Source organism: Aurantivibrio plasticivorans (assembly GCF_055392955.1).
The window spans coordinates 1,793,982-1,810,164 of record NZ_AP036020.1; the positions used below are offsets into that span (position 1 = coordinate 1,793,982).

Here is a 16,183-nt window from a genome sequence, read left to right on the forward strand (position 1 = left end):
CCTTAATGTTGTTAACTATGTTTTGTGCAGATGTTGGGCTGTATTTGTTATGAGTTATAGGCATAGCTTACATTTCCCACTCTATGAATATGTCAGTTGTGTACGTCGTAACGGAAAGCGTCGTCAGTTCACAGTTCAAAATACTCTTTGAGCTTTCTGGTGATGAAAAGCGGTGCAGGTAAAGAGACGAAATTCGAATAATTAGCCTGAAGAATGCCAACCCTTAGTGAAGTAGTAAATTGGATGAGCTTATCGACCGGTTCATCTTCAGGTGCTGATAGTACGACAAATTCAACGGCGTTTGGCGTCGGCGTTGAGCCCAGGATTGGATCATGAAGCTTTGTTTCGTCTTCTCCTTTCCCTGGCAGTTCAATGCTGCGGTAAGTACTAATGCCACGTTTCTTTTGACTGAGTGGCTGACCAAGTGACCAATATGTTGGAACCTCTCCCATATCGACAGAATATAAGCGGCGACAGGTTGTAGGTGTAAAATAATTATCCTTGTGTTTTTCGATCAAGAGTTGTGGAGCCTGCCTACGAACTCGTATCACTCTAAGAGCGGGGAAGTCTGAGAATAAGCTTGAATCTTCTCCGACTTGGGTGTCAGACATCCACGGGGTCAATGCGCTCTTTGGGGCGCTTTCCAGATAGATGACTCCTTTGTTCTGGTTGGCTTCCTTAAAAATATTTTTGCAAAATAGGAGGTAGACTTCGTGACGAGGGAGTCTTGATTTATTTGTTCCGAGTGTGACTTTCCGGTTAAATCGCGTGGTGAGATATTGAATTGCATCTCGGTAATTGAGCCAGTCCGAGGTGACTAAAATGCGCTCTTGGTGGCAAAATCTAATCGAAGGTTGGCCGGTGTTTACGTCTATCCGTGTCGCAACGGCAATCTCAGCAGGTGTGGGCCCTGATCGCGTGTTCACTCTAATATTTGTAATGCCATAAATGAAGTGAGGCTTACTTTCCTCCTTAGGGAAATACTTAGTGACACTCTCGCTGATCGCAGGGACGATGCCATGGTGCCCAAAAACCAGATCGAAAAATGCACTCCGAATTCTATTGAGATAGTCTTTTAATTGTTTGTCTCGCTTAGTGATTCTTCGGTCGATTGGATTTAAATATTGTGTGGGTATTCCTGACTGAGCGAAAGCGATCTTTGCTGCGGGTTTGTTAATTGTATCATCTCGTCCTTGGCCTTCATAAAATTGGTCTGCTTGGATTATGCACATATCCACTTGTTGATTGGAAATGGCATTGTTAATTGCTGCGTCCCAAATATCTTTTCGAAGTTGTAATCGTTTTGCTGTAGTTAACTCTGAGCCGGGGAGGGATTTTTTTGGTCCATGCGTGTTTGCTGGTAATAGCGTGCTGATCACTTGAATGCTGTCGCCAAATAATTGATCAACAATATACTTAATAATCCCTTGTTGGCTCTGATCTTGACAAATGAGTAAAATTCTAGGGGCATTATTGGTGGGGAAGTGGTCGCGGATAATATCGCGGTTTATATTTTTCATATTCCCCACTTTATCGGCTTTTTGTTTTATATTTTTCAGTTTGTCAGGGTCACTTAAATTTTCCGCGAGTAGGGCGGTCATTTCAAACCATTCCTGACCTAACAATTGTATTGTTTCTCTTTCGTTTGGTAGAATATCGCTATTGATGGTTTCGTTGCTCAAATCCTCAGAGGCGGTTTGATCTTCATTAATGTGCATGCACAGTGTGACGAGGTCGAGATAGTTGATCTTTTTTCTTTTTAAAAACTGAATTTCATTATCAATTTTGTGAAAGCTATCCATTCTATGAAACCCGTAGGGCGCTAAGTTATCGAATATAAGATTAAATGCGTCGCTTCTATCTCGTTCTGTTACCCCGGAGCCCAACAAATTTTTCCCAGAATAGCCACCGCCATCGCTGGAGTGAGAATGGCTGACGCTAGATCGAATACCATTGATATTGAGCGTATATATTTCACTTTCATCGATTATCTCCGGTAGATCAAAGCGGTCACGCAGGGCGCTAAATGAGTCGTCGGGAAGCCATTTTCTCTCACCGTTATCCTGCCTCCTCTTCGCAATATTGAAGGTGTAAACACGCCCCTTGCCTTCATCAAATAGAAAGGCTGATGCATTTTGATTGTGCGAAAACTTTTCTTTCAGTGCTGATACCCATCGCCTGCGGCCAAAATTGAAATTGATAATTGGGTAACTGACGGTGGGCAGTGTTTCAATTGAAATTTTACAATAAAGACTAAATAAGCCCTTTTCTTGAAACTGATCTATGATTGGGGTTATGAGTTCGGCGGTATTGTTGCCTAAATCTGATCCTATAACTCGCATTACTGGCGGTAATTCGGGGAAGATAGATACGCCCTCTAAAAGTCTGGCGATATCATTTGCTGTAATAGAATACCCATGTGGGCTAAAGAGTGGTGCGGCAGTGCCATTGTTTGAGGCGCCCCAAGGCAGTAGCTCAAAGGATTGTGATTCTACAGAAAATACTAATTTTGAATCCAGCGCTGAAAATAAATTATCGCGCAATGAATCCGGCATTTCACGCTTTTCCATGAACGGTACGAGGTAGTCGTCCACCCAAGTATCAATGCAACTACTAATGGTTTCAGCAATATCACTTTGATCAATCGCGATAATAAAGGGTTCTATTTTTGATGAAGGCTTGAAGTACTTTAAGTCGTTTGTTTTTAGGCCTGAATATGCTCGTACAAGTAGCAGCCCATCTAAGTGTATTTCCAGGATAGATTTTAACGATGCTGTTGGAATGGATTGGAAGTCGTTACTTGCGGCTTCAGCGTAAGATATGATTTCCCGCATGATTGTCATCCATTGCGGCGTCCATTTTACTAAACAGGTATTTCTAGAAAGCGCTTCCGCATCTCCAGGGTAAAAAAGCGCATGTGCAACATCCTTTTCAGTCGATTTATTCGTATTCTTAGTCACTTTTGTTACCTTTGTCATTTAGGTGTTGTCGGAAAGTAAAGCTTCGGTTGTAGTTATTCCATCGAGGCTACTCTCGCTTGCGGCGTCGTAGTGCGGCGAGAGTGTTTTTACATTTCTTTTATCGTAATGAAGTCCCTGTGTTTCGCTTAGCGGCTCTAAGAAAGCGCTGTATAACTCCTCGTAAACTGAGCGCTTAATTGGATCGGTGTGATTTACGCAGGATTTTAATATGTTGATGAGCTGCACGAGCATACTGGTTTCGTTTGTATCTAGTATCGATTCATCGTTTTTGGCGGAGTTTTTAGCCCAGGCTGCATCCACAAAAAAGCATTGAACTCGGCAGCTATTTCGCATTCCCCGTCCAATAGTTTGTAGTAGCGACACGGAAATGTTAGCCGTGAAGGGTTCCATTAAATCGCCAAGCCTGCTGGCAATAAGTGGGTTGAGTAACAGCCTCCAGACTTTATCGTAGGCTTTATTACGAGCAGTCATATGATGCGTGGCAATATCTTCAAATGAAGCGTCTTCCGAGAATGTCTCGGCGTTAAACTCCTCGGATTGTTGTGCGGCAATGCTAATCAGTAGTGATAGGTCATCAGTGGAAGGGTGTGGGCGTGTCAAAAAGTACATCGTTCCTATTGCCGCGTCTCGTGCTCTCGTCCCTTTACTGAATACGATATTAGTTCCTCTGCCTATGGCGCCCATAGGGAAAATGATAAGTTCAATATTATCCATGTCTCCGAGCGCTTCGACTTGTGAGTTCGTGACGTAACCCGGGGCGCCATCGTATGCTTCCACATCCTTTACAACGGCAACTGTCTTTGAGGCCCACTCAGGATGTCGTTGGTCGATGTGTCGCTTGAGCATTTCACAGTGTTGGTAGCTATTCACCACGAATGCGGCTTTCCTTTTGCGCTCACCTGAATCGAAGCTTGTAATCGCTTTGCCTACCACGGAGTCATCAACGCCATCTTTGAGTAGGTACGATACCATTTTTCGGAGATTGCCTTCTCGAACCGAGGGTAGTGCTTCGCCACTGTATCGGAGGCATGTTCCTGGCTTTGATGCGTTAGGAATGGGCTTAAATTCAAAAAAGCTTTTGTCAGATCTTTCGTCGTTGTTGCACGCTCTGACGATATAATCTGGTACGCGGTTGATATGGTAAGCAGGGCTTTGCTCTAAATAGCTTGTAGCACTTGCTAATAAAACGGCGGGGGCGCGACTTACTCCCGGTACGGACTTGTGGAGGTGATAAATAAAGGATCTCGGAGAACCTGAAAACACGGCGTATTGTAACTTTACGCTCGACAACTCCGAGTGTTTGGACGAACGATTATCAAGAAAAAATCGCACCCCGGACAGTCTGCCTAATATATTATCTGTTGTGTAGCTTAGTAAATCGTCAGAGCAACGTTGCTCGACATGCGACGGCGTCAAAAAACCTTGCTCAATGAGAGCTTCGGAGTGGGGGGCCAGTTTTTTGTAGGAGAAAATCGTAAAAGTTACGCAAACCAGTAAGTGAACCTTTTTATCGAAAGACGGGGATTGACTTCGGTGAGCTAGTTCAGAAAGAGCTGTGCATATCCTGGTCATTCCGATGTCGCGATTAGAGCTACGTTCTTCTGTTAGCCAAATTCTGCAAGCACTTGAAAGGTTTTTAAATTGGTTTTTAATTTCCTCTTCACTAAAGTTAAGGTTTTCAGCTATACGCTGAATTTTCAATTGTTCAACGGTATCTTGTTCGGCCATATCTTGTCGATTGTAAAAAGCGGCGTTAGCTGCGCTTTCCCAAAGAAGTGTAATGGCTTCTTTTTGTCTGAAGCGACTATCGATACCCTCTAGTTCTTCGGCCAATCCGCTCTTGGCTTTATCACCACTGACAATGGCATTTATCAAGCGAGAAGAGGTAAGAAAAATGCCTTGATATTGTTTTCGGAGTTCCTCGTCTAGTTTTTGGATAGTGCCAACCAGCATATGGCTGTTTCGGCTAAAATCCATGGCCGTTAACGTAAAGTTAAATATGTTGGGGTCGCCAAGCGCATAATTATGCTCGACGGTCATTTGATTTTGGCGTTTTTGCAGGTCGGCATGAAATGATTCGGAGTCTCCTGTTAGTGTGAGCTTCGACACGCCTTGATCATCTAGCCAAGATTGAACTTGGTCTGCTTCATCAATAATTACGACATCAAACTCCCTAGCGATGTGCTCGAAGTATCGATAATGAAGCTGAGTTGCATGAGGAGGAATGAGGGTGTCAAATGATGCAATGTGGCCTAGCCAGACGTTCACATCAATAAGTTCTCGGGATGCTTTGTGATAACCACACATCCCCCATAGAGGACAGAGGCGGCTGACAGGCTTGCTCGCACTACCATCTCGACTCTTTGTTCTTTCTTTTACCTTGCCGCAAAAGTTACGTGTTGGATTTATCCCATCTTCCATTGCATCGGTAAAAGCAGGTAATACACAATGCGTGGAAAAGTACTCGCTTCCTGCAAATTCTTTTGCGAAGCCTTTTAGTGGGTCTGCACATGCAATTGTTTCGGCGATATTATGAGCGTGTCGGGCTCGAGTGGATTGGCTTTGTCCAGTTAACAGGCCTGCAGCCACATCGTAGTCTTTTAAGGCTGTCAGGTATTGACGGCTGACTTCTACAGATGGAAATACAACGGCCGTTTTATAGTCTTTTCGTGAGAGCCATCGCGTTAAGCACATTAATAGCGTTGTCTTGCCGGCTCCTGGTAGTCCAATGAGGTGTTTTAAACCTGCAAGTTCAAGGGTATCTGCGCGAGAAAAACCGCCGTTTTCCTTGGGTTTTTCTAATAAGATGTTCTCAAGCCGTGAAACCCAGTTACCAGGGCGTCGCGAGTGCTTTACGTCAAGTAGATCCATCTCTGTTGCTTCTTCGAATAACTCTGCGATAGGGATTTGAATAGGTCCGCTGGATTGATTGCTTATATTATGTTGCGTGTTTGAAAGGGTGCTCGGCAAATCTTTAATGTTGTACGGACGTTTAATACCGATATCGTCTACCTCGATGAACAACTCTTTATCGGCTTTTGCGACACTTTTTCCGTGCTTTGAAAATTCGAGAGGTTTTAGCAAAACTTGTTTGGCTTGCTCGTATTCGGGTGGCATTAAATCCAGTAGTGGTTGGAAGGTCAGTGTCTTTTCATCGATATTAAACAGTCGTTGGTCGCTCGTAGTCTCACCGCTTGTATAATGTTCATTATAACGGACAACCGCTTTTTTAATTGCTGTTAGGTTAGAGAAGCGCAGCATTAATTGGCGAATATTGAAGTACGCGAACTCATTCTCTTGGGCGACAGAAGAGGAGCGAAGTGAGTGAAACCCAGACAGTAATAGTGGAGCTAAGTTTAAATCACTTTTCCCTGTGAACTCATTAATGAATAGGCAGAGCCAATTAATTTTGTCATTGCCTGTCCAGATGTCGATTGATTGTTTCATCGCTCACTCCTTATCATATTTTTAACGCTTGATACGGACATGAACTCGATGGGAATTTCGTTGTTATAGTATCTTTTTAGGGTGGCGAGATAATCTCTGTGGCGAGATATCGAGGTGTCACTGACAGCAATAATCTTCTTGGTGTATCGGTTGAGACGTCCAATGGTTCTGTTAAGGGCGTTCGCTAATAGGTATGGGCTTGAATAAGATTTTACGTCAATACCGATATCATATCCGTCAATTGAGATATCGCAGGCATCACTCTCAGGGTATAACTGAATCTCAGTCTCTGGCAGTAGTTTTCTTGCCAACTCATATACCGCTAGCTCATCGATTGAAGGGCCAAACCAAAAAGAAAGTAAGTGAGGCTTTAAAACAAGGCTATCGGCTTCGGGCTTGCGGCCGTCAATGAGCGGTATATGCTTCCCATAATCGGGGCATTGTTTAATCGTACATTTTCCAAGTTTTTCTTCGACCTTGCGGATCGGCGCTCCGCATTTGGGGCATAAATAAAGTCGCTCATCAATCAATATGTGGCTTCCTATCGGGGAGTACACTTCTCGGGATAAAAACTGTTCGATCTTTGCCATTGAGTGCTTTTTGGCGTGAGCAGCAATTTCACGCCCTGTTGTGACCGGTTTTTCACCAATGAACCGTCGCACTGACGTGTAGACTCTGTGTTTTTGTGTTCCAAAGCCTGAACACAGCTGAGTTAAAAGCTCAAAACTGAACTGCTCTTTGATATTGGCTTCATTACCGCCGCTGGCAAGTTCTACGCAATCCTGAGTTGGGCACCGATGGTCTTGGTCAATTAGATTGACAGAACCTAGCTCAAAATGTGCGTCTTTAAATGCAGAGAGAGCCCAGGAGGCATCGTTAAAGGGCAGTTTACAGAGCGTTAATGTGTCATGAATGGACGCGAAGGAGTCCTCTTTACCCTCCTCAATGCAAAGGCGCCCCAGTAGTCCCATAGCTCTCTTTAGGTTAAAGGGGATATCGTTCCCGTTTACAATTTTGTGCTCATCAATTACGCGGTTAAAACTGTCACAGACTCCAATTGCCAGCATTTGTACAGCCAGCTCTGGGAGAGGTAAATCAGGGGTTACATTAAAGGCTTTATCGTTTAGCTCGTTCGGCTTTAAATCTTGGGCGGCAGGCGATGCACTAAGTCCTATGGCAGCATCGGCTTCGATTTCCCCGTATGCGACTTGTGTGAGGGTCCATTCATCAACATTGGCTATCAGTTGTGCCAGTTGGCTCACAGTCCATCCGTGTGAAATCAGTTTTCTTGCTGCTAGGCATTGTGCCAGATGAAGGTAGCCATACTTTTTACCGTTTGCGGGCGAGATGACCCCTTTGCCGCGGTAATAAATGAGCGTTCTTTTAGTGATGGGTTGGTCGCCCGGAATTAGGAGAGGGCTGAGTTCGCCAACAAGGGCTACTAACCCGTCTTGTGATCCGCTCCATTCAGAGTATTGCGATAATTCAATATTCATATCTAGCCATAAGAAACTACAGTGTTAGGTGTAATATTACACTTATAACTGTAGTATTCAAGGTCTAAACTAGAATTATTGCAAAATATTACACTTATTACTGTAGTATTTTGGCGTTCTGGTCGTGTGGCAGGTCAGATTGATAGCAGTCGTGACATATTGTTTGCAAGTTTCATCTGTTCAATTGTAGAGGTGTCAGGGCACGCAAGCGTCGGGTTTCCAACTGTGATTACCAGGCATTGGCCTCGAGATATTGCGACGTTGGTGCGGTTGCGGTCGTAAAGAAACTCTAACCCTCGTGGCGATTCGGATGGTTCACTTGAGCACAGGCTGTAGAACACAATAGGAGCTTCTTGCCCTTGAAATTTGTCCACTGTCCCCACTTTTGCGTCCGCACCTAATAGCATCTGAAGACGATTGACTTGGTGGTTATAGGGGCTTAGGAAAAGCATGTCATGGAGAGTGATCGGTCGAGTGACTCCATTTTTGTCTCGATATTGGCAGTTCATCAAAGCTTTGGATAGCTCAAGAATTTTTTCGGCTTCCTCGTCACTAGCTTGTTGGTTGCCGGAGTGTTCAACTGAAATAAACTGGACGCCTGCGCTTTTTAGGGGTGGGTTGCATTGGGTGTTACCTATTAGGAGCTCTTGTGTATCGTTTTGTGGTTCTGTGAGTAGCTTTCCCTGGTAAAAGGCTGGACTGATAAACTCGTTAATCTTGGAGTGCATTCTGAAGCTCGTTCCGAGAAAAATGCCCATGTCATTGTCTACGATAGCGGTATCGCCTAGCGCGTAATCCAGAATGGATAATCCGCTCTCGGCAGGATGTGTTCCTTGCGAGGGCTGGCTTAGCTGCATTTGGTCCCCCATTAATATAAGGTTATCTGTTGCACGACTCATTCCAACGAGGCGGGCCATGGGGACTTGTCCGGCTTCATCAATGAATAGATAGTCAAAAGTATTGATTAGGTCAGATCGACAGAACCCCCACGCAGTGGTGCCGATGACGACGCCTGGGCCAGCTTTGTCAGCGAGTTCTCGGCTTGTCAGGATCTCCACCCCAGCTTCTTGTAATTCTTCTCCGGTATTTTTGGTGGCGTAGGTCGCCGCAGCGATTTGTTGTTCTTTACAGTATGTGGCAACGCCGCAGAGAAGGTGATTAATGGCTTTATGACTATTGCTGGAAATGCCCACGCTCTTGCCTTGAGAAAGTAAGTTGGCAATAACATGTTTTCCGGTATAGGTTTTTCCTGAGCCCGGCGGGCCTTGGATTATGAGGTAGCTTTTATTGAGATTGTTGATTGCCGTTATGGTTTCTTTTAGTTTTTCGTCGGGTATTTCGCTATGGACTATGTTTCCTCTGCAGCCCTTAATATTGGGTTTTCTACGAAACAAATAGTCTGCTATTGCGCTGTGCTTGGAGTCGAATTCGGAATCGCTTAACGTGTTGTAATCATTGATAACGTCGTCAATGGCCTGAGGAATTTGGCCGGGACTTATGTATTCATCGGGAATGAGAGTGATAAGGGGGGCTGGATCATGGCTGGCTTGAATGACAATGAGGCCGCTATCAAAATCTGACTGGTCTTTAATTAGATTTACTTTCCTCTGTTCGGGTTCAAGGAGGTAAAGTGAGGCTAGGCGAGGAGGCTTGAATTCTTGATCCACGCTCATCTGGTATTCGTATGCCATGTTCCTTGACCTGGCTGTTGGCTTGAACGGTTCTCGATCGGTGCGGTGACACATTGCCAGGCAGTCCATATCGTCCAATAATTCATTGTGCTCCATACCTAGGCGATCGAAGAGGCGCCAGTAGAGTGGCTTTATTTCTCTTCGGTGGAATTCCAGAGACCATGCAAGATTCTCGGTAACGCTTTTTTGGGGCTCAGGCTGCAGGTGGACTTTGTCCAAGAGTTCGTCTCTTAGAGTGCTTCTAGCAGTGACCTCTTCCGAAATGTCGGGCTCAACAGTTTCTGTTGTGCCCATATAGGGAATGTTGTGTTCTGCTTGTTGCTTTCGAAGCCAAATTGTGAGCTCTTCAGTAGAGTTGCAGTCATCGATATTGTAGTCTCGGATATCTCGAAGTATTTCTGATTCTTGCCAGTTGTCATTTTCTAAGCCTGCTCTATGGAGTGTTTGCCATTTTTCATAGACAACTACGGAGTCGCCGCCAGATTCGACCTCTGTGTCACGCTGCCCGCGATAAAGATGCTCGATGTTCTTGATGGAGTACCTTGGCTCTCCTACGACTAGTCCATGTATTACTATTTTGTATAGGTCAACAAATACATCATTTCTTAGTAACTGGTCCAGTTCATATTCGCAAACCCCGTAGCGCCCCATGAGTTTTCGGCATGCTGCAATTTCATAATTTGCGTAATGATAAATATGCATTGCAGGGTCAGCTGTCCAGCGTTTGTAAACCCACTGAATAAATGCTTCAAAGGCAGCCTTTTCTTGGTCGGCGTTATGAGCCCAAAAATCTCTGAACGCTCTATTGCCAGATTCATCGTAATAGGTGGAGCCCCACAGATATTCCAGTCCACCTTTAGTAAGAGGGTATCCCTCGATATCAAAAAATATATCCATTGCTGAGTGTGGTGGTAGCAAAGTCAGCCCAATATGAGTTTGCTGCTCAGAGTGTTTGATTTCAAATTGTGGCGGAATACGACCGTTAGTTTTTAGTTGTAGGCTGGCTTGCTTCTTTAATTTTTCAAAAATATCTACTTGGATACCGTTGATTTCAGAATGGTGAGCGGATAATAACTTTTCTCTGCTTTCTACCCCAGCGGCACAGAGTTTCTTGACTTGGGTTCGAGTAATGTTTGCGATTAAAGAAACATGATCTCGCGCTTTTAGTTGTTCAGTGGCAAATGTTTCCCAGCGTCCAAACATTTTAGAGTTCGCTGGGTCAGGCATATTGTTTTCATCAAATTCATCATGAAATCGTAGGAATCTATCCTTTAGGGCAAGGTAATAGTGAAAATAGTCATCCACATAAAGACGCTCTTGTTCGCCCGAGCCCAATACAACAACGAACGAATCTGGCTTGATTACTTTGGTGGTGGTAAGTATATCTGTGTAGCAACACAATTGAATGATGTGGGCCGGCTTGATAGTTGATGAAAGCTTTGTATCCCAAACTTCGTAGTAACTTTGTCCGGATGAAGTGCTTTTTTTAACTAAAAAGTCAGCAAAACCTCTAAATGGACCACTTTGTAGCGCGGCTTGAAAAACAACATCGACTTCCCTATCTATAGCGTCGACGGTGGCTTGGTGTTTTAGGTTGAAGGGTACATGCTCTTCTTCGGAGATAAGCTCGTCGGTAATCTCTTCAACATGAAGTCCCTGATTTATTAGGTCGTCGAGCAGATTCTGTTCGTGCTCATAGCCTTTCTGAGACAGAGACTTTGTCATTTCAGATTCAGGGTCTTTCTCTGGAGCAGACAGTGGAGATTCGACTTCAAGGCGCTGCATCCAAGATGCAAACGGGCTTTTCACGAAAGTCGTTAGGTCGGTTGGAGAGAAGAATAGTTTTCCGGCTTCTTTATACATTGGGTATGGTTTTAGCCTTTATCTAGTTTTTAAGGAAGTATGCCCTGTTTTTTTGTAGAGCGTAACAAGTAGTAATGAGGAGTGGCGCCACCTTAAGGGGGCAAAAAGGCTTTTGGCGAGCAAGATATTTGTGTGGCATCGCAACCACCTCTCTTACGAGGGGATTGGCTTGACTGAAAGGGGTGCCGTCTTGTATTGGTTTACAGGAGTGACCATATAAATGGTACTAATTGGTAGGCTGCAATCCCCATGAGGCTTAGTTGAACAACAGCAAGAATTATGGCGTGGTACTGTACTGATTTATACCCGAAATATATGGATGCACCAACGATAAGGCCAAGTCGTATAAGTTTCGGCCATTCTGGGCTGCTGAAGTAATAGGCTAGCAGCCCACCTATAGACGCTCCGATGATCATAATTACGCCAGCAGCATGCTCAAAAACATGTTGATCGTATTCGTGCTGTGAAAGGTAGCTATTTCCCACTCGGTATCGTGCCATATCAAATGCCTCTTGTTTGAAAGTGAGATGAAACCGTGACACGAATAAATAGCCCGTCAAATTTGGATCGATTGGTCGGTTGATGGTGGATTTCTTTTGGGTAAGGAGTTTTACTTCGTCGATGCGGGTGAGTATTCTGGGTGGGGTTGTCAGCGGATTGTGGTTGGTGTGTGGATACTGATGATTGGGTCTGTACAGAATGTGACGTATTTCTCAATAGTAGATCTAACCCAGAGACTACTACTGGTGGTAACGCTTTGAAGTTCTACTCTTCAGTACGTTTAGATATTCGCCGCATTGGCTCGGTCAAAGATGGTGATGAAGTTACTGGTAATGAAACTCGCGTTAAAGTTGTTAAAAACAAGGTCGCACCGCCCTTTAAGCAGACCGAATTTCAAATCTTATACGGTAAAGGCATTAACCATTTAGGCGAGATTATCGACTTTGGTGTGCAGCTGGGCCTTGTTGAGAAATCTGGTGCATGGTACAGCTACCAAGGAACTAAAATCGGTCAAGGCAAAAATAATGTGGTTCGCTTCTTGGAAGAGAACCCGGAAATTGTGCAGGCGCTAGAAACTAAAATTCGTCAAGAGCTGCTTGGTGAAGGCTCTGAGGGTGAAGCGGCTGATGATAATGTCGTTGAGCTTGAAGCCAAGTAACTGTTTATTTTTCTCCTTTTAGTCCTATGACTAAAACTCTGGCCACGACTTCCGAGTCGTCTACTGGGACAGCGTCGCTCGGCGCTGTCCGTTTTTCCGCAATGAATCTACTTGCGCGTCGCGAGCATTCGGCTCAAGAGCTGTATCAAAAACTCCAAAAGCGATTTCCTAGAGATCTTTCCTTAATTACCGAAGCAATTAAGCAGCTCCAGTCAGAAAACCTGCAATCAGATGAGCGGTTTGCCGAAGCGTTTGTAGCATCGCGGGTAAGGCGAGGTCAGGGGCCAAACCGAATCGGTATGGAGTTGCGTCAGCGTGGTGTTGAAAAAAGCGTGATAGCGATGAATCTTGAAGCGTTTGATCCGTCTGAATGGGTGGCGCTAGCGAAAGATGTTTGTGCTCGTAAATATGGTGAAAACGCCACTCAAGATAGAAAACAGCAAGCGAAGCAATATCGATTTTTGCAATACCGTGGTTTCTCTGCAGATCATATTCGAAAGGCGCTCTCATGAGCTTTCGGTGCTTCTCTCGTAATCATAGGCTGCGTTCGTAATAGACCATCATCAATTGATTCTGAACTATGCAATGTGACGGCCACTTTTGTACACTTTCGTACTGCTCTTATGTCTAAGGTATAAACGTCCTAACACATGTTGAAACGAATGGGTCAATAATGACATCGTATTATCGCGACTTATTTGGTCATTACCGCTTTTCGAATACTTTGCACACCACACAATTTTTCCATGCGCGATGCGTACGCAGCAGCTACATAACTCATTTGTTCATACCCTTGTTCAAGGGCATTCACAATGGCTTTTCCTCTTTCTAAAATTCGTTCATCAGCGTTGTTTGTGTTAACTAGTGACAGCTTATTTTCTGCAAAATGTGCCAGGGTTAAGTAACGAGGGTCGCACATGTCGAAAGGGCAGTGTTTAAGTGTTCTTAGAAGATTTTTACTACCTTCGCTAACTTTGTTTGATAATTCCTTGGTCTGGAGTTGGTGGTGTTGCGAATATTTCTTGGGCTGGTTACGCAGAAGAAGAGAAAACTCTATTAAATATGTACGGAGCTGAGTCACTTTATTTCCATATTCGCCAATCTCGCGGAGACTTTGGTGAAGCTTTTGAGTAGTTGCGTGTCTTTGAACATCGAGTAATAGGCCTAACGCGAGCCGTTCTCCCATTAGCGCATTTTGCTGGCCGAGCTCAGTAGTGAGCTCTTTAAAGTCAAATAATACTTTTTTGAGATACTTCTCTTGTTCAGTGCCCGCGATATGCGTTGTTTTAGTTGCTAACTCAATTCCGCTTTGTTTTAGTTTGTTTGAAGCTTGTAGCTCTGCAATTTGCTGGACCTGCTTATGATGTGTTTCGACATGGTTATTCCGGTCAGGAGAGGCGAAACGAATACGCTCAATGCAGTGGTCCAACTGCTTCATTACTGCGTCACTATGGAGGTTTTTAAAAGAGTCAATAGACGGGAGTCTCCAGAATTGCTGTGTACTAAACCAGTGGCTAAAGTATTCGTCAGACAGTGCTTTTAGCTTACGTTGTTTTTCTAAGTTGGCTCTAAAAGACTTGATGGTAATGAGGTTTTCTTTTTTGATTTTAATGCCGTTTTGGTAGAGCAGTTCAGCTGTTAATTGTGCACTGTATTTTGATCGTCCTACTAGCAAATTTCGAATCGGAAAATCTTTGACAATGATACTGTTGGTGGCTTCGACCGCACTCATTTCCTGAGTGCTTGTAGTTTCCGTTGACGACTCCTTCAATAGGAGTCGAGCAAACTCGGGTATGTCATTGATAAATTCGTTGGATGAATTGTTTTCTAGTAATTCTTCTAGCGCCAAGCGGTAAAATATATCGGCATTCTCTAGCGTCTGAGTGGTTAATTGCTGTTTTTTAGAGCCTTCTACACAGGCTTGGAACTCTTTTGTAAAGCGCGGTGGCTCGGCTAGTTTTTTCCTGAGGATGTTGGTCGTCAATTTACTATAAGCCCTTGGGAAAGACTCAATGCCCGAAACAAGTTGCCCAAGCCTTGTAGCGGCTGTTGATATGCTTGGTGTATTTTGAGCAAGTTTAGATAGGCTGTGGCTGCTAACCGAGGTGTTTCGTGAAAACTCGAATAGCAGATTAGTAGCATATTGCTCTAGGATACAATTATATCGAAGCGCTGGAACACTATACCTAGCACATGTGGCCGCCAGGTACCCGCAGAATTCGCGGGCGCTAAAAAAACGTATGTGCAGAGCGTTAATAGATAACGTGTAACCGGTGTCATGCTTCGAGCCGATGCGTAATAGTTGCTCCCGAGGAGATTCGGTTTCGCAGCGCATGGCATACGAGAAATTTGGGTTTGGCGGCAGCACTAAGTTGATTGATGCGGGTGGTGTAATGCCTAAGATTTTGCAGCAGATGGTAACTAGAGCAAAAAACTTGGCTTCTTCGTCTTCCTTCAGAAAAATGCTCTCAACAGGTGCCGCTTGTCGACTCCAAAGCGGTGTTAGCAGGATAAAAATGATAGCGCCTGCGCAGCAAGAGAGTACTCCTGCGCTAATGATTGCGAACAAAATACTGAATTGGCTCACTAGCGTAAAAAGACTATAAACACCAAAAGCGGACATTACCGTTAGACCGGCGATTAATATTGGGTAACCAAGGCAAATGCTCATCAGGGTTATCGTGTGGGATAAAGCCGCGAATCTTTTTGACTGCGAGGTGCTGTGCTTTATGGCACCTTCCTTTGGAAGCTGAAATAGGGTTTTAATTTGCCTTAACGCGGTTGCTAGGTCGGGCTGCTTGGCTGGTTTTTTACCCTCTAGTTTTTTCCGTATGGGTTCAGGTCGACGCAGAGGCGTGACGTTGCTTCGGGCCGGTTTTGAATTCTCTTTTGGTTTGGACGGCTGTTCTTTGCGAGCCTTGTGTGCGCTGTCCGCCATGTTGTGGACGTTCGCGGTACTCGCTAGTACGGGTTCTTCGTTTTCTTCGGGTTTAGTTGGGGGGTCGATAAAACAGTCTAGACCAAACTCTCCCAGGCGGTCGCAGATCTTAATTGCTTCATCGTATTTTAAGCCGTTTTTTAAGGTGATGGCGTTATTCGATGTGAGTTTGGTGAGGAGTTGCGGAGACACTTTAACAGAGTGCAAAAACCTTTCTACCTCTGATTTAGAGTCTTCTGTGGAAGCTGAATATTCTTCACAGGCACCTTCAAGAATTACGCTGAATTGCATCTTCATTACCAACAGAGTGGGTTGTTTGGGGGTAAATTGGTCAGACAATCGTCTTGGAAGAATAGCCATAAACGCCGAAAAATATGTGCGCCTTATCACAGAGTTCTGGCTATTTTTTCGGCGTGAGACGTACCACTCAGTTTCAATTGTGAGCAGTTAACGATCAGGAGGCGATTATACGATGCCCTCAAGTGACGCATTGCCAAATGCTCGCGGGAGGTAGAAGTATTAGAGACTGGCTACGTTTACCTTTATAATCCCCGCCCATTTGCGGGAGCCTACGCTCCGATACCTTTGATTTCCCTTAGGAGTACAAC

At 44.5% G+C, this 16,183-nt stretch carries 7 protein-coding genes and 1 pseudogene; 2 read left to right on the forward strand and 6 right to left on the reverse strand.

The window, feature by feature from the left end:
* Window positions 1–128: 128 nt before the first annotated feature.
* The 5 genes from ACZ5NB_RS07995 to ACZ5NB_RS08015 form a co-directional block, all read right to left on the reverse strand.
* Entirely contained in the window at window positions 129–2,978 is a 2,850-nt protein-coding gene (locus ACZ5NB_RS07995) for a pPIWI_RE module domain-containing protein (RefSeq protein ID WP_460232582.1), read from the reverse strand.
* The gene (locus ACZ5NB_RS08000) at window positions 2,979–6,428 is read right to left on the reverse strand and encodes a pPIWI_RE_Z domain-containing protein (protein ID WP_460232584.1); all 3,450 of its coding nucleotides are present in this window, start codon (window positions 6,426–6,428) and stop codon (window positions 2,979–2,981) included.
* Window positions 6,425–7,924, reverse strand: coding sequence for a restriction endonuclease-related protein (locus ACZ5NB_RS08005; RefSeq protein ID WP_460232586.1), 1,500 nt, complete (start codon window positions 7,922–7,924; stop codon window positions 6,425–6,427). Before ACZ5NB_RS08005 ends, ACZ5NB_RS08000 begins: the two co-directional genes overlap by 4 nt.
* 134 nt (window positions 7,925–8,058) lie before the next feature.
* A complete protein-coding gene (locus ACZ5NB_RS08010) occupies window positions 8,059–11,478 on the reverse strand; it encodes a TM0106 family RecB-like putative nuclease (RefSeq protein WP_460232588.1) in 3,420 nt (1,139 codons plus the stop codon).
* A gap of 200 nt (window positions 11,479–11,678) precedes the next feature.
* A complete protein-coding gene (locus ACZ5NB_RS08015; protein WP_460232590.1) occupies window positions 11,679–11,978 on the reverse strand; it encodes a hypothetical protein in 300 nt (99 codons plus the stop codon).
* 227 nt (window positions 11,979–12,205) lie between these two features.
* On the opposite strand from ACZ5NB_RS08015, the pseudogene ACZ5NB_RS08020 reads away from it, so the two are divergent.
* Window positions 12,206–12,637: pseudogene (locus ACZ5NB_RS08020) on the forward strand (recombinase RecA family protein); the annotation flags it as partial.
* A gap of 26 nt (window positions 12,638–12,663) precedes the next feature.
* Window positions 12,664–13,149, forward strand: a complete 486-nt coding sequence (locus ACZ5NB_RS08025) for a regulatory protein RecX (protein ID WP_460232592.1) — start codon at window positions 12,664–12,666, stop codon at window positions 13,147–13,149.
* Between the two features lie 182 nt (window positions 13,150–13,331).
* On the opposite strand, the gene ACZ5NB_RS08030 is transcribed toward ACZ5NB_RS08025, so the two are convergent.
* On the reverse strand, window positions 13,332–15,866 hold the full coding sequence (locus ACZ5NB_RS08030) for a hypothetical protein (RefSeq protein WP_460232593.1): 2,535 nt from the start codon (window positions 15,864–15,866) through the stop codon (window positions 13,332–13,334).
* Between the last annotated feature and the right edge of the window lie 317 nt (window positions 15,867–16,183).